Genomic DNA, 20271 nt, shown 5'->3' on the forward strand with positions numbered 1-20271 from the left:
GGTCTTCGTAGTGCGCCAAAGGCGCGTGCGTGTCCAGTGCCGCGGTGCGGCGTTCAGAGCGCCTTGAGGAAGGCGCGGAGGATCTTTTCGAGCTTGGCGGCGCCGAGCGGGGCCATCGCCTTGGTGTGCTCGTGGCTGATGTTCTCGTCCGACATGCCCGCCGCCATGTTGGTGATGGTGGAGATCGCGGCGACGCGCATCCGCAGGAAGCGGGCGAGGATCACCTCGGGCACGGTGGACATGCCCACCGCATCGGCCCCCAGCGTGCGGATTGCCCGGATCTCGGCGGGGGTTTCGAAGGAGGGGCCGGAATACCAGGCGTAGGTGCCCTCTTCGAGCGGGATGTTCTGGGCCTCGGCGGCGGCTTTGAGGGCGGTGCGCAGGGCGGGGTCGTAGGCCTCGGTCATCGGGACGAAGCGGGCGTCAGACGGCTCGCCGATGAGCGGGTTGAGACCGGAGAAGTTGATGTGATCGGAGAGCAGCATCAGGTCGCCCGGCGGGATATCGGGGCGCATGGAGCCTGCGGCGTTGGTGAGCAAGAGCGTGTCGCAGCCGAGGGCCTTGATCGTCTCCAGCGGGAGGCGCATGGCCGAGGGGTTGCCGGCCTCGTAGTAGTGCGCCCGCCCGCCGAGCACGGCGACGCGGACCCCTTCGAGCGTGCCGATCACCAGCTTGGGGTTGTGGCCCGAGACGCCCGCATGGGGGAAGCCCTCGAGCGCGGCGTAGTCGATGGACACCCCTTTCACCTCTTCGGCGAGGTGGCCGAGGCCGGAGCCGAGGATCAGCGCCAGCTTCGGCGGGTTGGACCCGGCGTCGAGTTTGATCTTCTCGGCAAGCTCAGCGCTCTTTGACATAGGGTTCGCCTCCGGCGCGGGGCGGGATGGCCTTGCCGACGAAGCCGGCGAGGATCACCACCGTGAGGATGTAGGGCAGCGATTGCATGAACTGCACCGGAAGCTGGAAGCCCAGCACGGTGATGTTCTGGAAGCGGTTGTCGATGGCGAAGAAGAGGCCGAAGAGCAGGCAGGCATAAAGCGCATACCACGGCCGCCATTTGGCGAAGATCAGCGCGGCGAGGGCGATATAGCCGCGGTCGGCTGTCATGCCCTTGGTGAAGCCTGCCTGGATCGCGGTGGAGAGGTAGGCCCCGGCGATGCCGCAGAGCAGGCCGCAGATGGCGACGGCGGCGAAGCGCAGGCCGACGACCGAGACACCGGCGGTATCGACCGCCTCGGGGTTCTCGCCCACCGCCCGGAGGCGCAGGCCGAAGCGGGTGCGGAACAGCACCCACCATGTGATCGGCACGGTGAGGAAGCCGAGGTAGGTCAGGATCGGGTGGCCGGAAATCAGCTCGGAATAGACCTGCATCAGCGGCCCGGCATCGCGCATGTCGCGGATGCGGGTGATGGCGCCGGGCAGGTCGATGCTATCAAACCGGGCGGCGCCGGAGAGCGAGGGCGTGCGCCCGCCCTGCCCGAACCAGTCCTGCGCGATAAGCACGGTGAGGCCGAGGGCGAGGAAGTTGATCGCCACGCCCGAAATGAGCTGGTTGCCCCGGAAGGTGATGGAGGCCAGCCCGTGAACGCCCGAAAGCACCATGGACGAGGCGATGCCCGCCAGCAGCCCGACCCAGGCCGAACCCGAGGTATAGGCCACCGCCGCCGAGAAGAAGGCGGCCATGAGCATCTTGCCTTCCAGCCCGATGTCGAAGATGCCCGCACGCTCGGAGAAGAGCCCGGCGAGGCAGGCCAGCAGCAGGGGGATGGCGAGGCGGACCGTGCCGTCGAGAACCTGGATGATCGTGAGAAAGTCCATGGGTTACCTCGATGTGGCGAGCTTGAAGGCGAAGACGGAGAAGAGCACACCCAGCGTGGCCTCCACCGAGCGCCGGGCGCGTGTGTAGGCGGCGCGGACGGGGGCGGAGCTGAGAAGCAGCGCCCATGCGGCGTGGCAGCCGAAGGAGATCACCCAGCAGGCGGCGAAGAAGGCGGCATAGACCAGCGCACCGCCGCCGGCGGTGGCCCCGAGCGCGGCGATGGCGAGCCAGAAGACGATGGCCTTTGGGTTGGTCACCTGCAGCGCGAAACCGGCGGCGAAGAGGCGTGCCGCCGAGCGGGCGGGCAATTCGTTTGATTCGGGGCCGGTTGCCAGCGCGGGCGGGTTGGCCGCCTTGCGGAAGGCGCCATAGGCCAGCCACGCCAGATAGGCCGCCCCGATGAGCCGGAGCAGTTGCATGGCCCATGCTGCCTTGGAGAGCAGCAGGCCGACGCCGAGCATGGTGGCGAGGTTGATCAGCGAAGAGCCGCAGGCGATGCCGAGGCATGTGACCAGCGCCGCCGTGCGGCCGCGGCTCATGGAGATGCCGAGCAGCATGGCCACGGCAGGGCCGGGCGAGGAGGCGGCGACCAGCAGGATTGAGAAGGCGGCGAGGAAGCCGGGGAGAAAGGGGAGAAGCTCGCTCATGCCTCTTTCACCGTGCCTTCGGGTTCATGATCCGGGCGCTTGGGGCCGGGCGGGGGCGGCGCGGTTTCTGGCGGCTCCTTGCCCTTGCGCAGATGCAGGAAGAGGTTGGCCAGCGGCGTGCGCACCATGTTGTCGAGCGCGCCGGTGAAGAGGATCACGAGCGCTTGGATCACGGTGATCAGCTCGCGGGGGATCGATGTCCAGAGCGCCAACTCGGCGCCGCCTTGGTAGAGGAAGCCGAAGAGCAGCGCGGCGAGGAACACGCCGAAGGGGTGGTTGCGGCCCATCAGCGCCACGGCGATGCCGATGAAGCCGGCGCCCTCGACCGAGTTCAGCACGAGCCGCTCCTGCTCGCCCATCGCGGTGTTGACGGCCATAAGGCCCGCCAGCCCGCCGGAGATGAGCATGGCGATCACGGTGATCTTTAGCGGGGAGATGCCGGCGTATTTGGCAGCGGTCTCCGACTGGCCGAAGGAGCGGATCTGAAAGCCGAGACGGGTGCGCCAGAGTAGGAACCAGACGGCGAAGCAGGCGGCGATGGCGAGCAGGAAGGTGACGTTGACCGAATCGTCCCGCGCGGCCTGAAAGCCGAGGTCAGTCAGGATGCTGTTGAGCGTGGGCAGGTCATAGGCGGCGTCGAACTTGGCGGAGGCCGGGTCGGACTGGCCCGCCGGTTTGAGCGTGTTGGACAGCAGGTAGTTGAGCAGCCCTGCCGCCATGAAGTTGAACATGATCGTGGTGATCACGATGTGGCTGCCCCGCGCGGCCTGAAGCCAGGCCGGGATCAGCGCCCAGAGCGCCCCGAAGAGCGCCGCACCGATGGAGGCGGCGACGAGCGCAAGGGACCAGTGCGGAAAGGGGATGTAGAGCAGCACCAGCGCCACCCCGAGCCCGCCCAGCATGGCCTGACCCTCACCGCCGATGTTGAACAGCCGGGCATGGAAGGCGACCGAGACGCAGAGGCCGGTAAAGATGAAGTTGGTGGCGTAGTAGAGCGTATAGCCCCAGCCCCGCACCCCGCCGATGGAGCCATCGACCATGATGGACACGGCCTTGATCGGGTTCTCCCCGATGGCGAGGATCACCACCGCCGAGAGCAGCGCGGCAAGGATGAGAGAGATGAGCGGGACGAGGATGACCTCGGCCCATTTGGGCATCACGTCCATGGGGAGGCCTTTCGGCGGATGTTCAGGAGAAGAGCTTGAACAGGCCGACGAAGGCCACGAGCATGCCAGTGCCCACAACGACGGGGTAGAGGGCGCGCTCTCGTTCCAGCTTGAGAATTTCGGTCACCAGTTTGCGGGTACCGGTGGTGAGGTAGTCGATCTCGACGCTCAGTTTGCGAAGCTCGAGTTCGTCCCGGTCGGACATTCAGAGGGCCATGAGCGAGAGCAGGTAGACGACCACAAGCCCAAGGCCGAGTCCGAGGACGAAGAGCGCAATCGTGCGGCGCGACTCCCGCCCGCTTGATATATCGTCCTGCATTTGCCGCATGAGGCGCGCGTTCTCGCGGAGCGCATCGTCGATACGCTGGATGTTCTCGTGCTCCGAAGTCATTGCCATGGGCGCACTCCCGGGTCAGGCTGCCGTCTTCAATAATATATGCGCACATATAGTTAATCAAACCTTACCGCCGTCAGGCGGCCTCCCCCTGCATGCCGGCCATCAGCAGGCCCAGTTCTTTTTCGTCGGTTTCGGCGGGCAGGCGCTCGCCCATGATCTGCCCGTCGAACATGACGGCGATCCGGTCGGAGAGCGACATGATTTCGTCCAGTTCGACCGAGACCAAAAGGATGGCCTTGCCCTCGTCGCGCAGCCGCACGATCTGCTGGTGGATGAACTCGATGGCGCCAATGTCGACGCCGCGCGTGGGCTGGCCGACCAGAAGCAGGTCGGGGTTGCGCTCGATCTCGCGGGCCAGAACGATCTTTTGCTGGTTGCCGCCGGAGAAGTTCTTGGCGGCGAGCAGCGGGTTGGGCGGGCGCACGTCGAAGCGGGCCATCTTCTCTTCGGTGTCGGCGCGGATGGCGGCGTTGTCCATCGTGAGCCGGTTCTTCTGGTATTTCGGGTCGTTGTGGTAGCCGAAGGCGACATTTTCCCACGCGTGAAACTCGAGGATCAGGCCCTCGCGGTGGCGGTCTTCGGGCACGTGGGCGATGCCACGGCGGCGGCGGGACTGGCCATCGGAATGGCTGCCGGTCAGGTCGATCTCTTCGCCGTTCATTCGGATGGTGCCCTTGGCCGCGCAGTAGCCGCCCAGCACCTCCAGCAGTTCGGACTGGCCGTTGCCTGCGACCCCGGCGATGCCGAGGATCTCGCCGGCACGTATGTCGAGCGAGATGCCGCGCAGCTTTTGCACGCCCTTGGAGTCGGTCACCTTGAGGTCGCGGACCTCAAGCACGGTTTCGCCGGGGGTGGCGGGCTTCTTGTCGACGCGGAGCAGCACCTTGCGGCCCACCATCAGCTCGGCCAGCTCCTCGGGGGAGGTGCCCGAGGTTTGCACGGTGGCGGTCATCTCGCCGCGGCGCATGACCGAGACGGTATCGGTTATCTCCATGATTTCACGCAATTTATGCGTGATCAGGATCACGGTTTTGCCCTCGGCCTTGAGCCGCTCGAGGATGCGGAAGAGCTGGTCGGCCTCTGCCGGGGTGAGCACGCCGGTCGGCTCGTCGAGAATGAGGATATCGGCCTGGCGGTAGAGCGCCTTGAGGATCTCGACACGCTGCTGCATGCCCACGCCGATATCCTGAATGACCGCATCCGGGTCGATCTTGAGGCCGTATTCGGAGGAGAGCGCCAGAAGCTCCTTGCGGGCCTTGGTGAGCGAGGGGCCGAGGAGGGCGCCGTCTTCGGCGCCGAGCACGACGTTTTCGAGCACCGTGAAATTCTGCACCAGCTTGAAGTGCTGGAAGACCATGCCGATGCCCGCCGCGATGGCGGCCTGGCTATCGGGGATCTGGGTGAGATTGCCGCCGATGAAGACCTCACCGGCATCGGCCTTGTAGAAGCCGTAGAGGATGGACATGAGGGTGGACTTGCCCGCGCCGTTCTCGCCGATGATGCCGTGGATCGCCCCGCGCTTCACCGAGAGCGAGATGTCCTTGTTGGCCTGCACCGGCCCGAAGGCCTTGGAGATGCCTTTGAGTTCGATGGCGGGCGCCTGTTCTGCGGCCATGATGTTCCCCCGGTCCCTCTTTGCGAAAGGGCCGCTGCCGGTTTCCCGGAGCGGCCCTCCCTTTGTCTCGTTCAGCGTTGCACGCGGCTTACATCGCCGGGCAGGTGCTGTCGGTCTCGTAGTTGTGGACCTCGATCTCGCCAGCGATGATCTTCTCTTTCGCGGCGTCGACGGCGGTCATCATCTCTTCGGTGATGAGTTCTGCGTTGTTGTCGTCCACGGCGTAATCCACGCCGCCTTCAGCAAGGCCGAGGGCCACGATGCCGGGCTCGATGCCGTCGGCGCCAGCGGTGAAGGCGTTATAGACGGCCACGTCGACGCGCTTGAGCATCGAGGTGAGCACGGAGCCGGGGTGCAGGTGGTTCTGGTTGCTGTCGACGCCGATGGAGAAGATGCCCTCATCCGCAGCGGTTTGCAGCACGCCCACGCCGGTGCCGCCCGCGGCGGCATAGACCACGTCGGAGCCTTGGCTGATTTGTGCCTTGGTCAGCTCGGAGCCTTTCACCGGGTCGTTCCAGGCGGCCGGGGTGGTGCCGGTCATGTTCTGGATGATGGTGGCGTCGGGGTTGGCGGCCTTCACGCCCTGGGCATAGCCGCAGGCGAACTTGTGGATCAGCGGAATGTCCATGCCGCCGACGAAGGACACGGTGCCGGATTCGGAGGCCATGCCGGCCAGCATGCCGACGAGGTAGGAGCCTTCCTGCTCCTTGAACACCACCGAGCGCACGTTGGGCGCATCGACCACGCCGTCGATGATGACGAACTTGGTGTCGGCGTAGTCGGGGGCGACCTCACCCAGAACGGTGGCGAAGGCGAAGCCGGTCATGACGATCGGGTTGGCGCCATCTTCGGCGAGGCGGCGCAGGGCCTGCTCGCGCTGGGCTTCGGACTGCATCTCGATCTCGGCGAAGCTGCCGCCGGTCTCTTCGGCCCATTTGGTCGCGCCGTTGAAGGCGCTTTCGTTGAAGGATTTGTCGAACTTGCCGCCGAGGTCGAAGATGATGGCCGGGTCGGCCAGCGCTGCACCGGCCATGAGGGCGGTGGCGGCGGCGGAGGCCAGAAGGCTGCGCGCGAAGGTCATGGGTAGGTCTCCCGTTGGTTATGTCCCGCATCCTCGCCGCAATTGCGGGCGGGGTGCCGGGTTATGGATTACCCATGAATAAGGCCGCAGCGGTGAAGGGTGGTCAACCGCTTTTTCTGCACCGCAACGTCACTTGGCGGTGTTTCGTGGGGGGAAGTTGCCCGCCGGGGGAGTGGTGGGCAGAGTGCCCGGCCTAGAGGGCGCGACTCATCACGATGGCATCGACGCGGGTGCCGCCGGGGGCGCGGTAATAGGCGCGGCGGCGGCCGATCTCGTTGTAACCGGCGGCGGTGTAGAGCGCGATGGCGGGGGCGTTCTGGGCGGAGACTTCCAGCAGGGTGGTTGCACCGCCCCGGCTGGCGGCTTCGGTTTGAAAGCGCTCCAGCAGCGCCCGGCCCAGCCCTTGCCGCCGGGCCTCGGGCGCGACAGCGAGGGTGAGCAGCTCGGCCTCGGCCCCGGCGCATTGGCCGAGGGCGAAGCCGGACTCGTCTCCCAGAAGGAACACGCTCTCCTGCGCCATAAGCGCCTCGAACTCCGCGGCGCGCCACGGGCGGGGCACCTCGAAGCAGGCGGCATGGAGGGTGGCCAGTGCTTCGGGCGTCATCCGATGATCTCGGGCGGCGCATCGCGCGCGGGCGCGGCGTCGGGCGCTTTCACGTAAAGCGGCGCGGGGCGGGGGATGGGCGGCGTGGTGCTGGCCAGCAGCGCGGCGGCGCGGGTGGCGAGGCGCGCGGGCAGATCGGGGATATCCTCGGCCAGCGCGGCCGGGCGCGGCTCCAGCCTTGGCGGGCCGGAAGGCGCACCGGCGGTGAAGTCTTGCGCATAGGCCATCTCGCGCGGTGCGGGGAGATGCACGGTGCCGCTCTCCGCCGCGCGGGCCAGCTCGAAGCTGGAGACGCCCACGGCGGGGATGCCCAGCCCAAGGGCCAGCCCGCGTGCGGCGGCGACGGAGATGCGGATGCCGGTGAAGTTGCCGGGGCCGATGCCGACGCCGAGCGCGGTGAGATCGGCCCATGCCAGACCGGCCTCGGCCAGCAACTCCTCCAAGATCGGCATGAGGTTTTCGGCCTGTCCACGCTTCATCGGCTCGTGGCGCTGGGCCACCACGGTGCCGTGCTGCAACACGGCGGCAGCGATGTGGGGGCCGGAGGTATCGAAGGCCAGCAGGGTCGGGTCAGCCACGCTCATCAGAGCACCTCGTGGCCGCTGCCCTGCTCGCGCGGCAGATCATCGGAGATGTGTAGCCACGGCAGCGCCTCGCCCGCGTAGCAATGCAGCGTGGGGGCGAGATCGGCGGCCTGATCGAGCAGGCCCATCGGCAGCCACATGGTGCCGGGCAGGTAGGAGAAGCTGGCCGCCAGCGGTGAGCCGCAGCGCGGGCAGGACGTGCGGCTGACCCCCTCGGATACCGAGAACGGCTCGGGCGCGGGCGTGAGGGTGACTTCGGGCACGCCGACCCATGCGGTGACTGGTGCCCCCGTCCAGCGGCGGCAATCGGTGCAGTGGCAGTAAGCCACGCTCAACGGGCCGGATGCGCTGAGTTGCGTGGCGCCGCAGTAGCAGCGCCCGGTGAGGCGGTCAGGAAGCAAGCCGGAGAGGTCAGGCCGCGACGGGGCGGACTTCTGTCACTTCGGGGATGTAGTGGCGGAGCAGTTGCTCGATGCCCATCTTTAGCGTCAGCGTGGAGGAGGGGCAGCCGGCGCAGGCGCCCTGCATGTGGAGGTAGACCACTCCGCGCTCGAAGCCGTGGAAAGTGATGTCGCCCCCATCCTGCGCCACGGCGGGGCGCACGCGGGTATCGAGGAGCTGCTTGATCTGCTCGACGATTTCGCCGTCTTCGCCCTCGTGGATCGCGTGGGCGGCCTCGGGCGCGGCATCGGAGGCCAGCACCGGCTCGCCGGATTGCACGTGCTCCATGATCGCGCCGAGGATCGCGGGCTTCAGGTGATCCCACTCCGGCCCGTCGGCCTTGGTGACGGTCACGAAGTCATGGCCCAGAAACACGCCGGTGACGCCATCGACCGCGAAGATGCGGCCAGCCAGCGGCGAGGCGGCGGCGGCCTCGGCATTGGGGAAGTCGGCGGTGCCGGTGCCCATCACCTCCTGCCCGGGCAGGAACTTGAGGGTGGCGGGGTTTGGCGTGGATTCGGTCTGGATGAACATGGCGCACGGTCCTTTCGGGGTTGGGGCATATATGCGCCCCGCAGGCGGGCGGGTCAAGATTTGGAATGGTTCTAAAGTAGCGCGGGTGCCGGGTGGGGCAAGGGCCGCGCTATTGCTGGCGGGACCACTCCAGCGCGCCCTCGAAGGCCTCGGGTGCAAGCGGGCCGGGGTGGTGGGCGAACCCATACACCGGGGTCGCATCGGCGTGGCAGCACTCAGGCGGGTCTGGGCGGACCGGCGAGATGCGTTGGGGCAGGGCGTTGAGCCGCAGCAGCTCGGCCCATGTGCCGGGGGGCAAGGGCTTGATGTTGCGTGTTTCCTTCATGTCGTTGGCCGGATGCGCCGGCTCCAGCACCGCCACGACATCGGTGGCATAGATGCGGGATTCATAGCTGGGGTAGAGGTTGTCGCCCGGGATGATCATGGACGCATAGGGCGTGCCTGCGGGCGGCAGCGGCGGCTCGGGCGCGAGGCAGGCGGCAAGGGGCAGCAGGAGGGCGAGGAGCAGGGCGCGCATGGCTCAGGCTCCCTCAAGGGCGGCGATCCGGGCCTCAACATCGGCCAGAAGCGCGGTGATCTCGGGATCGTCGATCCGCAGTTCGGCGAATTGCCGGGCGAGGTTGCGCAGGTAATCGGCCGAGCTGCCGAGAAACCCCGCGCCGGTGGCGATATGCTCGACCTGCGCGGCACGGGGCAGGTCGGGGGCCATGATCTCGGACTCGTGGTTGGCCAGAAAGGTGAGCGCAGGCACGATGCCATCGGGCAGGCGGGCCTCGACGAAGCGGGGGAAGTAGCCATCGGAGATGCGTTCGCGTTGCCAGAGGATGGCGCTCTCGGTCTCGACGCGGGCGGCTGGGATGCGAAAGGCGAGGCCGTCGCAGCCCGGCCCGCCGGGGCATTCATCGAGGGCGGCCATGAGGCCGGGCGCATCGGGCGTGCCGCGCCCCCCGCGCCTGTCGAGCAGGATAAAACGGCGGGCGTGCCGGGGCAGTCGGGCGCGGCGGACCTCTGCGAAATGGAAGGCCGGATCCCACATCAGCGAGCCATAGGCGAAGACCCAGAGGTCGGGCGTGGGCCGGGTGGCGAGGGTGGCGTGCCGGTCGGCCTCGCGCTCGGCGTCGGAATACCACCAACCGGTGGGCAGCCCCTTCTCGGTCAGCAGGGCCTCCAGCTTGGGAAGGGAGAAATCGCGGAAGAAGCTCTCCTCCGGCGGCGTGATCTTGCCGCGCAGGCCGGGGTGGTGGCGGAAGGGGTCGGGGGCGGTCATCCGTATGGACAAAGATTGATTGTGGAACTGTAGGACAAAGCGGACCTAGCGCATATGCCGCTCGAGTCACTACGTGAGGAGTATAGGTGCAACGCGTCGCCATCGTCGTTTGCGCCTCGCGATGAGACGCCTTTTTCTTCAGCGAGACACTGGGGCTCAGAAAGCTGATGTACGCGACGGCTCTGAGCCCAGACGTATCCATTCAATGGCATAGCACCGAGACGACTGATTTCTGCATCTGCTCCGGCACACCGTTTGAAATTGGATCCGCCTTGTCATCCACATTCGCATAAAACACATGATGCTTCTCGAGAAACCCTATGAGAGGGCCATTCGACACCGCGAAGTTAATGTTTTGCGGCAGGCTCCCGGTTTGCTCCAGCACGAAAAGATCGTTAAAGCGCGACACCACCACGCCAACAACACGGCCATCCCTATTCAGGATCGGGCCGCCACTGTTTCCAGGCTGTACCGGCGCGGTAATCATCAGGCGTTTCGCCGAGTCGAGGGCACCGGGCAGCGCGCCGACATTGCCGCCCGTGACCGTAAGGCCTTGATCCAAAAGCCCTCTGTAGGGGAACCCGAGCGCAAAAATATCCTCTCCGAGCTTGGCGGATTCTTCACTGTCCAGCGGAAGAAAATACTGTGATCGTGAACTTGAAGATAGCACCGCAAGATCCAGCGCCTTGTCGACGCCCACGATCTCGAGGGCCTCGCCACTCTCCAGTTGCAACGAACTGCAGCCGTCAACGACATGAGCGGCTGTCACTACATCCGTGTTGTTGACGAAAAACCCCGTTCCGCTGCCACGAGCTGTGGGTTTCGACGTGCTAGGAGGCCTCGACGAAGCTGTCTCAGGTACTTCCGGCTGTATTGGCGGAGGGGTAGAGGGGGGAGACAGCAAGCCAGACAACAAGCCATTACGTGGCAGTGCCAACTCGCTTTGTGACCCGTTTCTGAAGGTAGACGTAATTAGTTGCCCGCGTCTTGACTGCCAAGGTTCATACTGGACGAGAAGGCTTACAAAGAGGCCGGACCTGTACTCGGAGCGCAGGTAGGCGACCTTACCGCCAGCAAGCTGCGAAGCCGTAATCATCCTGCGGGATTTGTAGCTTGAGTAGAGTTCGCGCGGACCGCGGTGATTGTTTATGAGCCATCTGTGCCGGTCCACCGCTTCCTGAGACACATCGGCCAAAGAGCGAACGAGCAAGTCCCCGCTTCGCGACCGCAACGTGGGATACTCCGTGCTCTGGTCGCTCGTCAGGTGTGAGAAAGGGACCGCGAAGGAGATGCCTGAAGCTGGCAGGTCAATCACGCCCCAATTCGAGCTGCGGAGTTCACCCTGAAAGTTCCGTACGATCGGGGCAACTCGGGATAGCGGGATACGGGTTGAGGTTGCTCTGGTCGCCGTCGCAAGTGCTTTTTGACTGCCCGCACCCCATACACCATCTATCAGGCCGACATAGGTGCCCTCCATAACGAGGGCGGCCTGGAGAAATCTTTTCTCCTCGTATGTCAGCAAAGAGGCGTCGAATTCCTGCGCACACGCGGGGCGTAAACCACCAGCGATTAGAAATGAAGCCAGCACCAAAGACCAAATCAATCTGCCCATTGGCACAGACTATCGGTCGACTGGTCCAGAACAAGAAAATACTGCGGCAGGAACGTGGTTTCGGATTCTTCTGTAAGAACTCCAAAATCAGGTAATGCTCTCCAGCCGTTCCTTGGAGAGTTCGCCTGGCACGATGGTGATGGGGAACTCGAGGGAGCCGGCGTTTTTGGTGAGTTGGGTGACGAGCGGGCCGGGGCCTTTTTTGCCGGTGCCGGCGCCGAGGACGAGGACGCCGATCTCGGGGTCTTCGCGGCATTGGGCGAGGATCTCGTCGACCGGCTCGCCCTCGCGCACCACCAGCTCGGGGTCGACGCCCTGACGGTCGCGCATCCATTTGGCGAAGACCTCGAAATGGGCCTCGATCCGCTCGCGGGCCTCGGCGCGCATCACGTCTCCCACGCCGATCCAGTGGTTGAACTCATCGGGCGGGATGATCGACAGAATCTCCACGCCGCCGCCGGTCTTGGCGGCGCGCATGGCCGCAAAACGCATGGCGTTCAGGCATTCGCGGCTGTCGTCGAGCACGACGAGGAACTTGCGCATCTGGGTGGCCCTCCTTGCGGGCGGATCATGGCCTCTGGGCCGGGGTCTGGCAATGGGGGCGTGACGGCCCCCGCGTGCCACCACTTGGGGGCAATCGGCGTGGGGTCAACCGCGGGCGGTTATCGGCGGTCGGGCGGGGGCGGGGTGCGGCCGTGGCGGATGGCGAAGGCGGAGAGCAGCACCGCCAGCACGATCAGCCGGCTGACATGGGCGGCGGCGACAAAGCTCGGGTCTGCCCCGGCGGCCGCGCCGACGATGATCATGGTTTCCAGCCCGCCGGGGGAGAAGGCGATGAGCACGTCGAGAAACGGCAGGCCGGAGGCGCGGGCGGCGGCCAGCGCGAAGAGCGCGGCGAGGGCGGTGGAGCCGAGGACGGCAAGCACGGCGGCGGAGAAATCGCTGAGGATGGCGCGCAGGGAGATGCCCATGAAGCGCGAGCCGATCAAGCTGCCCATGATCACCAGCACCGTTTGCGCGACCCAAGGCGGCATGCCGCCTTCGGCCAGACCTGAGAGGTGGGCGCCGGCCCCCACTGTCATCGCGCCGATGAGCAGGGGGGCGGGCACCTTCAGCTTGCCCAGAACCCAGCCCAGAAGGACGGCCGCCACGATTTGTGGTGCGATCAGCAGCCAGCTGGTGATCAGCGGCGCTGAGGGCAGGCCCGGCCCGATCGGCACCCCGGCCAGCGTGGCGGCGAGCGGCACGGTGAGGGTGAGGATCAGCACGCGGAAGGAGGCCATCAGCACCGGGCGGACCAGCGGCAGGCCGAGGCTTTCGGTCAGCGCCACCACCATCGACAGGTGCCCCGGAGCGGCGGCCAGAAAGGCCTCTGGCCGCGAAAACCCGAAACCACGGCAGAGCAACTCGCGGATGATGTAGGGCGTGACGAGGGTGAGTGCGGCGAGCAGGGCGAAGGCCACGGGCCATTTGGCGACGGCATCGAGGCTGGCGGGCGTGACCAGCCCGCCGACGGAGAGGCCGATCAGCACGAAGCAGGTATCACGCAGGCGGTTGTGGATGCTCACCGACACCCCGGCAAAACTGGCGCAGGCCACGGCGAGGGCGGGGCCGGCGAGAAAGGCCAGCGGCATGGAAAGCGCCCAGGCCAACAGCGCACCGACGGCGCCGATGGCGAGGGTTTGCGCCGAGAGGCGCAGGGAGGCGAGGCCGGGTGTCACGGGCGCGGGAAAGGCTGCATGGAGGGAGATCCTTCTGCGCCGATCATGGCGCAGAGGGGCGGGGGCTTCAATGGTGCGTGCCGTCAGCCGGAGTGGGCCCAATCCCAGTACAGCTCGCGGGTGCGACGGGTAACGGGGCCGTGCTGGTAGTGGGTGCCGTCGAACTCGGTGACGGGCGTGACCTTCATCAGGTTGCCGGAGAGAAATACTTCGTCCGCCGCGCGGAAATCGTCGAAGGTGAGCACGGTCTCGTGCACCTTCACCCCATCGGCCCGCAGGTTGGCGATGTGCCGCGCGCGGGTGATGCCGGACAGGAAGGTGCCGTTGGCGATGGGGGTGAAGACCTCGCCGTCCTTCACCATGAAGGCGTTTGCGGTGGCGCTTTCGGCCACGTTGCCCATGGCGTCGGCGACGAGGGTGTTGTCGTAGCCCTTGGCCTTGGCCTCGGCCAGCATCCGGGCGTTGTTGGGGTAGAGGCAGCCCGCCTTGGCGTTGCAGACCGAGCTCTCGATCACCGGGCGGCGGAACTGGGTGGTGGTGAGCCGGACGGTGGCCTCGGGGGCGGCCATGGGGATCTCTTCGAGGCAGAGGGCAAAGCCGCCATCGGCCTCGGCAGGGAGGATGCCCATGTGGCCGCTCTCGATGCCCCAATACATCGGGCGGATGTAGACGGCGGCATCTTTCGGGTAGAGCCGAAGCCCCTCCCAGGCGATCTCCAGCATCTCGGCGGTGGAGACGGTGGGGCGGATCATCAGTGCCTCGGCGGAGCGGTTCACCCGCGCGAGGTGGGCCTCGAGATCGGGGGCGACGCCATCGACGTAGCGGGCGCCGTCGAACACCGTGGTGCCGAGCCATGAGCCGTGATCGGCGGCGCGCATGATCATCACGTCGCCTTCGTGCCAAGTGCCTTCAAAATATGTGCGGATGTTCTTTCCGGTTGCCATGCGCGGGCCTCCCTCTTGCGGCGCGACCCTAGGGGGGCGAGGCGGGGAGGTCCAGAGGGGAAGCCCCCCGGCCTGGGGAAGGCCGGGGGTGAGCGCGGGCTCCGGGGGACAGGAGATGGTCGCTCAGCGGGGCGGGGTGGGGACCGGCCGCGCCGCGATGAGGTCAACCTAGGGGCGTTTGGAGTCCTTCCGGTGACGGTTTTGTAACGGCTGGGTGAAGGTTGGCGGGGGATGTTCCGGCGGTTCGTCGGCGGGCGGACGGGGCGTTAAGGGGTTGGGTTTTCGGGGGGATTGGGGGGATATGCGGAGGGGGCACAAGTGATGCACAACTGATGCACATTCCATACATACGCGATTTTTGCACAGAAGAGGGGTGTGGGGTGGTTAATGGTGCGGGACGGTGGGGTGGCTCGGGAAGAATACTGCATGCAGATAGCTTGCTCAGGCAGACCCGATGAGGCTCAGGTTGCGACGAGTTCGGCAATCTTGTCGGCAACATCTTTCATGGATTCCTCGGCAGTGCTCAAACCAGCACGAGAGGCGAGGAGTAAACTGACTTTCTCAAGTTCCTCGTAGGTGGTGCCATGAACGACTGGCACCAGGCGCTCGCGCCGCAGAAGTGCCGAAAGTTCTTTGTCGGCAACGCCTTCTGACGGAAGCCGTTTCAGCATTGCTTGCGTAACCAAGACGATGCCAACGCGCGAGTTGACCAGACCCTTGTCAATTGCACGCATCATCGGAACCCCTAGACCGAGGTCCTTTTCACTGAACCACACACGGACACCTCGTGCCTCCAATAGGTCATGCAGTTCTTTTGCTGGACCTTGCCGGTCATCCCACGCGTGACACAGGAAGACATCGCGGAGGTCTGGTTCCACAACGGCAAGCGACTCAACATTTTCCCTTACAGGTGTCAGTGCGGCAACCTGTTCAGGTGTGTACCACACGGTGGAGGAGGTTCTCGACCAGCGCGGTTTCTTAGTGCGGGCGCTAGACCCTCCGCCACTCGATGTTATGCGGCTTCCTGAGGAAGGGTACGACGGACGGGAGGCAAGATTGTAGGTGCTGTTGCCTCCGCCAGATCCCCAATTTCCACGAGAGCGACCGTAATGTCTTCCACATGCTGGACAGTTGGCGGCGGCTGCCGCTGACCTGTGGCCCCTAACAGGTGCGGTACATCTAGCCATTTTTGTGTCTCCTTGTTTCAGTGGAAGGTGTTCATCAAAGTGGTGCGCCTACCGCTTGCGGTCAGGTCGCTGGGCCAAAGCGGATCCTGCTGCCGATTTTGCAGCTTTTGATGCACTTGAGCTCCGGAGGGTCTTTGATGCAGCGGTGGCTGCCTTTTTGCTCGTGACCTCATTCGGCGCGCTCTTGGTGCGAACCTGCGTCAACGCCGAGCCGGCCGCGCTCTTGGCAGCTTTGCTAGCTGTCGGGCTTCGCAGGACCCGAGATGCCGCTGTCGCGGCACGTTTCCCAGTCACTTCAGTATTTCGTCTCGTACCCATCTTTGAGTTCTTTCTGCTGTTGCCCTGAGCATTTGGGCGTTCACACGTGCATGAATGGACTGAAACCTGGCGTCAGGGTTGACGCACCAGCATACAGATGATTCACTGTCTTACAGGAGAGACGTACCGACTTAGAAACGATAACTGTCTCACATGTAGGACAGATAGCCCACGTTAACCTTGGAGTCAACGTGGCTCTTGGGAGAAAGCATGAGTCTTCAGATTCAGGAACTCGGTGCGCGTGTCGTGAAGCACCGTGGAGTTAACGGCGTTAGAGCGGCGGCAGCGGAAATCGGAGTAAGTCCAGCCACACTGTCGAGGGTAGAAAACGGCCATGTTCCAGACTTGGCAACCTTCGCCAAAATCTGTGAATGGCTAGGCGAGGACCCTGCCGTATTCTTAGGTCTGGAGGCAAGCGGCGCAGTGCGACCTCCTCCGACGGTGCACATGCGCAAAAAAAACACGACGTCAGTTGATACGGCTACCGCGCTTGGCGCCATGATCGTTGCAGTGCAGAATGCAATAATAGCTCGGGAAGAACTCTAGATAGATGCGCAGGGGCTTCAAAGCTCACGCCGAGCGATTGTCGATGGAAACACGGGGCCGTCTAGGTATTCCTAGTGACGGTGCTATCGACCCCATCACCCTAGTAGAGTCTAAGGGGTGTTTGGTTTGGACACCCCAAGATGTACCTGAACTTGACATATGCCATATTCGCCAACTGACGATTTCCGATCCTGACAGTTGGGATGCTGTTACAATCAAAGAAGGCAATTGCACAGTCATCGTCATTAACAATACGCGCCCTGCCGCAAGACAGTCCAACACGATAATGCATGAATGGGCACACCTTGAGCTAAAGCACAAGCCGAGCCGCGTTGACCAGTTTGAGAACGGACTTCTTCTGCTCAGCGATTACCCGAAAGAGTTCGAAGATGAGGCTGATTGGCTATCCGGCGCCATGCTAGCTCCTCGCGAAGGTCTGTTGAGTCTTCGAAGACGAGGAATGGATGACGCCCAGATCGCGGAGACCTTCAGAATTAGTAGCCAACTTGCGACATGGCGAATACGGATGACGGGGATAGATCGCCAGTTCAGCCGTCGATATTGAAGCTGTCCAAACCCTAGGACGAGGACTGCGCTAGCTTCCAGAGCCCTTCAAGTAACTGCTTAAACCTGCGGTTCTGCGTGAGTGGCACATGATCAGAATTTGCGAGCTCAACTCCGCACCAGCCCCACAATCTCATAGGTCCGCTCCAGCACCGGCGCGGCGATCTCCCGCGCGCGGTCGCGGCCTACGCCCAGCAGCCGGTCGATCTCTGCCGGGTCGGCCATCAGGCGGCGCATTTCGTCGCTGATCGGCGCCAGTTTCTCCACGGCCAGATCGGCGAGGGCGGGTTTGAACTGGCCCCAGCCTGCGCCGGCGTATTCGGCGATCACGGACTCCTGGGTGCCGCCTGACAAGGAGGCGTAGATGTCGACGAGGTTCTTGGCTTCGGGGCGGTCCTTCAGGCCGTCGGGGCTCTCAGGCAGGGGGGCCGGGTCGGTGCGGGCCTTTTTGAACTTCTTGGCGATGGTGTCGGCGTCGTCGAGCATGTTGATGCGCTCCATGTCGCTCTCGCCGGACTTGGACATCTTCTTGGAGCCGTCACGCAGGTTCATCACCCGCATGCCGGGGCCTTCGATCACCGGTTCGGTCATCGGGAAGAAATCCACCTTGTAGTCGTGATTGAACTTGGCGGCGATGTCGCGGGTCAGCTCGACATGCTGCTTCTGGTCCTCGCCCACCGGGACGTGGGTGGCGTGGTAGAGCAGGATGTCGGCGGCCATCAGCGAGGGATAGGCGTAGAGGCCGAGGGAGACCTTCTCGGCGTTGCTCCCGGCCTTCTCCTTGAACTGGGTCATCCGGTTCATCCAGCCGACGCGGGCGACGCAGTTGAAGATCCAGGCCAGCTCGGCGTGCTCGGGCACCTGGCTCTGGTTGAAGAGGATGGAGCGCGACGGGTCGATGCCGCTCGCGAGCATGCCGGCGGCGACCTCATGGGTCGCGGTGCGCAGCTCGGCCGGGTCCTGCCAGACGGTGATGGCGTGCAGATCGACGACGCAGTAGATGCTCTCGGTCCCCTCCTCCTGCATCGCGACCCAGCGCTTGATGGCGCCGAGGTAGTTGCCAAGCGTCAGCCCGCCGGAGGGCTTGATGCCGGAGAAGACGCGGGGGGTGAAGGTGGTGTCGGCCATTGCGTGCCTCGTCTGGTCAATCCTGTCCTGCTCGCTTACCCACGGGGGCGGAAAGATTCAACACACAGAGCAATGGCAGGACCGAACATGGACTGGGATCACAACGCCTCGCCCTTCAACGCCGTGCCGCCGGTGGTGCTGGCGATCGTGGGGGCGATGTTTGCGGTGGAGCTGTGGTTCGTGCTGAGCCAGGCCGGCATCGTGGGGGCGACGCGGGGCGGCGATGACGCGCGGATCTTCGCGTTGCAGCGGTTCGCCTTTTCGCCCGAGATCATGGCGATGATGGTGGAGCGGGGGGAGTATCCGCCGAGCCAGCTGATGCGGATCGTGAGCTATCCGTTCGTGCATGGCGGGTTCACGCATATGATCTTCGCGGGGGTGTTCACGCTGGCCCTGGGCAAGATGGTGGGCGAGGTGCTGGGGCAGGTCGCCGTGGCGGTGATGTTCTTTGCCGGGACGGTTGCGGGGGCCTTGGCGTTTTGGCTGCTGGCCGGGGGAGGGGCGCTGTTTGGCGCGTTTCCGGGGGCTTATGCGCTGATCGGGGGCTATACCTTCATCATGTGGGTGCATCTGGGGCGGCGCGGCGAGAACCAGTATGGCGCCTTCACGCTGATCGGGGTGCTCTTGGCGTTTCAGCTCGTGTTCGGCGTGCTCTTTGGCGCGGGGAACGATTGGATCGCGGATATCGGCGGGTTCTTTGCAGGGCTGTTCCTGAGCGTGCCGCTGGCGCCGGGGGGCTGGCAGCGGATGATGGAGCGGCTGCGGCGGAGGTAGCTTGAAGGCTGCTTGAAGTCACCTTGACGGGGTGACGGGGCGGGGCCATGGTCCGCGCAAAAGGAGATATGCCCATGCCCGGAACCTATGAGACCCGCCTTGCAGAGCTTGGTGTCACCCTGCCCGAAGCCAGCGCGCCGGCGGCCAATTACGTGCCCTTCGTGGAGGCGGACGGGCTGCTTTATGTGAGCGGCCAGATCTCGATGGAAAACGGCGAGATGATCAAGGGCAAGCTGGGCGATGACATGGATGTGGCGGCGGGTGTCGCGGCGGCCAAGGTCTGCGCGGTGAACCTGCTGGCGCAGGTGAAGGCGGCCTGTGGCGGCGATCTGGACAAGCTGGACCGGGTGGTGAAGCTGACGGCCTTTGTGAACTCGACCGCCGATTTTGGCGAGCAGCCGAAGGTGGTGAACGGCGCGTCCGACTTCCTCGTCGAAGCGCTCGGAGACGCGGGCCGCCACGCACGCTCGGCGGTGAGCGCGGCCTCGCTGCCCTTCGGCGTGGCGGTGGAGATCGAGGGGATCTTCAAGCTGAAATGAGCCTGCCGGAGAGCCTGCTGACCCGCCCCATCGCGCACCGGGGCTACCATGACCGGGCCGCGGGGCGGGTGGAAAACTCCCGCGCGGCCTTCGCGGCGGCGATTGAAGCGGGCTACGGGATCGAGCTGGATTTGCAGCCGTCGAAGGATGGGGTGCCGATGGTGTTCCATGACTACGCCCTGAGCCGCCTGACCGGGGAAACCGGGCCGGTGGCGCAGCGGACGGCGGCGGAACTCGGGCAGATTATGCTCACCGATGGTGGTGAGGGTATTCCGACACTGGCCGAGGTGCTGAAGCTGGTGGATGGCCGGGTGCCGCTGCTCATTGAGATCAAGGATCAGGATGGCGCGTTGGGGCCGAACGTGGGCCAGCTTGAGCGGGCCGTGGCGGAGGTGCTTGAGGGCTACGCGGGCGAGATGGCGCTGATGAGCTTCAACCCGCATTCCATGGCGGTGATGGCGGAGCTGCTGCCGGATGTGCCGCGCGGGCTGACGACCGACAATTACGAGCCGGACAGCTGGACGACCGTGCCCGAGGCGCGGCGGGCGGAGCTGCGGGCGATCCCCGATTACGACCGGGTGGGGGCCTGTTTTGTCAGCCACCGCCACGGGGCGCTGGGCGACGCGCGGGTGGCGGAGCTAAAGGCGCAGGGTGCCGAAATTCTGTGCTGGACGATCCGCTCCGAGGCGGAAGAGGCGAAGGCCCGAGAGGTTGCCGCCAATGTGACCTTCGAGGGTTACGCCGCCGCTTGACGCCGCGGCGCGGCGGGCCAAGTCTGGCGTGGCT

General features: G+C 65.1%; 25 protein-coding genes. 5 read left to right on the top strand and 20 right to left on the bottom strand.

The window, feature by feature from the left end; genetic code table 11:
- Window positions 1-53: 53 nt before the first annotated feature.
- The 19 genes from KUV38_RS19570 to KUV38_RS21035 form a co-directional block, all read right to left on the bottom strand.
- A complete protein-coding gene (locus tag KUV38_RS19570) occupies window positions 54-854 on the bottom strand; it encodes a purine-nucleoside phosphorylase (RefSeq protein WP_222471900.1) in 801 nt (266 codons plus the stop codon).
- Window positions 838-1815 (bottom strand): ABC transporter permease, encoded by a 978-nt coding sequence (locus tag KUV38_RS19575; RefSeq protein ID WP_222471901.1) that lies wholly within the window; start codon window positions 1813-1815, stop codon window positions 838-840. The genes KUV38_RS19570 and KUV38_RS19575 overlap by 17 nt, the downstream gene beginning before the upstream one ends.
- Before the next feature lie 3 nt (window positions 1816-1818).
- On the bottom strand, window positions 1819-2463 hold the full coding sequence (locus KUV38_RS19580) for a LysE family translocator (protein ID WP_222471902.1): 645 nt from the start codon (window positions 2461-2463) through the stop codon (window positions 1819-1821).
- On the bottom strand, window positions 2460-3629 hold the full coding sequence (locus tag KUV38_RS19585) for an ABC transporter permease (protein WP_222471903.1): 1170 nt from the start codon (window positions 3627-3629) through the stop codon (window positions 2460-2462). The genes KUV38_RS19580 and KUV38_RS19585 overlap by 4 nt, the downstream gene beginning before the upstream one ends.
- Before the next feature lie 22 nt (window positions 3630-3651).
- The gene (locus KUV38_RS19590) at window positions 3652-3834 is read right to left on the bottom strand and encodes a hypothetical protein (RefSeq protein ID WP_222471904.1); all 183 of its coding nucleotides are present in this window, start codon (window positions 3832-3834) and stop codon (window positions 3652-3654) included.
- Complete coding sequence (locus tag KUV38_RS19595) at window positions 3835-4026, bottom strand: hypothetical protein (RefSeq protein ID WP_222471905.1); 192 nt, start codon at window positions 4024-4026, stop codon at window positions 3835-3837. It abuts the gene before it with no gap.
- A 73-nt stretch (window positions 4027-4099) separates the two neighbouring features.
- Entirely contained in the window at window positions 4100-5641 is a 1542-nt protein-coding gene (locus KUV38_RS19600; RefSeq protein WP_222471906.1) for an ABC transporter ATP-binding protein, read from the bottom strand.
- A gap of 88 nt (window positions 5642-5729) precedes the next feature.
- Window positions 5730-6722, bottom strand: coding sequence for a BMP family protein (locus KUV38_RS19605; protein WP_222471907.1), 993 nt, complete (start codon window positions 6720-6722; stop codon window positions 5730-5732).
- 193 nt (window positions 6723-6915) lie between these two features.
- Window positions 6916-7326, bottom strand: coding sequence for a ribosomal protein S18-alanine N-acetyltransferase (rimI, locus tag KUV38_RS19610; protein WP_222471908.1), 411 nt, complete (start codon window positions 7324-7326; stop codon window positions 6916-6918).
- Window positions 7323-7910: a tRNA (adenosine(37)-N6)-threonylcarbamoyltransferase complex dimerization subunit type 1 TsaB gene (tsaB, locus tag KUV38_RS19615; RefSeq protein WP_222471909.1), complete on the bottom strand. Its 588-nt coding sequence runs from the start codon at window positions 7908-7910 to the stop codon at window positions 7323-7325. The genes rimI and tsaB overlap by 4 nt, the downstream gene beginning before the upstream one ends.
- Window positions 7910-8311: a GFA family protein gene (locus KUV38_RS19620; protein ID WP_222471910.1), complete on the bottom strand. Its 402-nt coding sequence runs from the start codon at window positions 8309-8311 to the stop codon at window positions 7910-7912. Before KUV38_RS19620 ends, tsaB begins: the two co-directional genes overlap by 1 nt.
- 10 nt (window positions 8312-8321) lie before the next feature.
- On the bottom strand, window positions 8322-8885 hold the full coding sequence (locus tag KUV38_RS19625; RefSeq protein ID WP_222471911.1) for a NifU family protein: 564 nt from the start codon (window positions 8883-8885) through the stop codon (window positions 8322-8324).
- Window positions 8886-8994: 109 nt separating this feature from the next.
- Entirely contained in the window at window positions 8995-9402 is a 408-nt protein-coding gene (locus KUV38_RS19630; protein WP_222471912.1) for a hypothetical protein, read from the bottom strand.
- 3 nt (window positions 9403-9405) lie between these two features.
- A complete protein-coding gene (locus KUV38_RS19635) occupies window positions 9406-10152 on the bottom strand; it encodes a gamma-glutamylcyclotransferase (RefSeq protein WP_222471913.1) in 747 nt (248 codons plus the stop codon).
- 202 nt (window positions 10153-10354) lie between these two features.
- Window positions 10355-11764: a serine protease gene (locus KUV38_RS21130; protein ID WP_315898667.1), complete on the bottom strand. Its 1410-nt coding sequence runs from the start codon at window positions 11762-11764 to the stop codon at window positions 10355-10357.
- An 87-nt stretch (window positions 11765-11851) separates the two neighbouring features.
- Window positions 11852-12307, bottom strand: a complete 456-nt coding sequence (locus KUV38_RS19645) for a universal stress protein (protein ID WP_222471915.1) — start codon at window positions 12305-12307, stop codon at window positions 11852-11854.
- A gap of 119 nt (window positions 12308-12426) precedes the next feature.
- Window positions 12427-13485: an AbrB family transcriptional regulator gene (locus KUV38_RS19650; protein ID WP_222471916.1), complete on the bottom strand. Its 1059-nt coding sequence runs from the start codon at window positions 13483-13485 to the stop codon at window positions 12427-12429.
- Window positions 13486-13568: 83 nt separating this feature from the next.
- The gene (locus tag KUV38_RS19655; RefSeq protein ID WP_222471917.1) at window positions 13569-14429 is read right to left on the bottom strand and encodes a branched-chain amino acid aminotransferase; all 861 of its coding nucleotides are present in this window, start codon (window positions 14427-14429) and stop codon (window positions 13569-13571) included.
- 461 nt (window positions 14430-14890) lie between these two features.
- Window positions 14891-15376 (bottom strand): toll/interleukin-1 receptor domain-containing protein, encoded by a 486-nt coding sequence (locus KUV38_RS21035; RefSeq protein ID WP_315898668.1) that lies wholly within the window; start codon window positions 15374-15376, stop codon window positions 14891-14893.
- A gap of 768 nt (window positions 15377-16144) precedes the next feature.
- Between KUV38_RS21035 and KUV38_RS21180 the strand changes: the two genes are divergently transcribed.
- Both KUV38_RS21180 and KUV38_RS19670 read left to right on the top strand, forming a co-directional pair.
- Window positions 16145-16480: a helix-turn-helix domain-containing protein gene (locus tag KUV38_RS21180; protein ID WP_222471918.1), complete on the top strand. Its 336-nt coding sequence runs from the start codon at window positions 16145-16147 to the stop codon at window positions 16478-16480.
- A 43-nt stretch (window positions 16481-16523) separates the two neighbouring features.
- Window positions 16524-17045 (top strand): ImmA/IrrE family metallo-endopeptidase, encoded by a 522-nt coding sequence (locus KUV38_RS19670; protein WP_261385486.1) that lies wholly within the window; start codon window positions 16524-16526, stop codon window positions 17043-17045.
- A gap of 107 nt (window positions 17046-17152) precedes the next feature.
- On the opposite strand, the gene trpS is transcribed toward KUV38_RS19670, so the two are convergent.
- Entirely contained in the window at window positions 17153-18172 is a 1020-nt protein-coding gene (trpS, locus tag KUV38_RS19675) for a tryptophan--tRNA ligase (protein ID WP_222471920.1), read from the bottom strand.
- A 72-nt stretch (window positions 18173-18244) separates the two neighbouring features.
- Between trpS and KUV38_RS19680 the strand changes: the two genes are divergently transcribed.
- The 3 genes from KUV38_RS19680 (at window position 18245) to KUV38_RS19690 (ending at window position 20237) form a co-directional block, all read left to right on the top strand.
- Window positions 18245-18946 carry a rhomboid family intramembrane serine protease gene (locus KUV38_RS19680; RefSeq protein ID WP_261385471.1) on the top strand — a complete coding sequence of 234 codons (702 nt, stop codon included), beginning with the start codon at window positions 18245-18247 and terminating at the stop codon, window positions 18944-18946.
- Between the two features lie 74 nt (window positions 18947-19020).
- The gene (locus tag KUV38_RS19685; protein ID WP_222471921.1) at window positions 19021-19485 is read left to right on the top strand and encodes a RidA family protein; all 465 of its coding nucleotides are present in this window, start codon (window positions 19021-19023) and stop codon (window positions 19483-19485) included.
- Window positions 19482-20237, top strand: coding sequence for a glycerophosphodiester phosphodiesterase family protein (locus KUV38_RS19690; RefSeq protein ID WP_222471922.1), 756 nt, complete (start codon window positions 19482-19484; stop codon window positions 20235-20237). Before KUV38_RS19685 ends, KUV38_RS19690 begins: the two co-directional genes overlap by 4 nt.
- The last annotated feature ends 34 nt before the right edge of the window (window positions 20238-20271 follow it).

Source organism: Vannielia litorea (assembly GCF_019801175.1).
GTDB classification, from domain to species: Bacteria; Pseudomonadota; Alphaproteobacteria; order Rhodobacterales; family Rhodobacteraceae; genus Vannielia; species Vannielia litorea_B.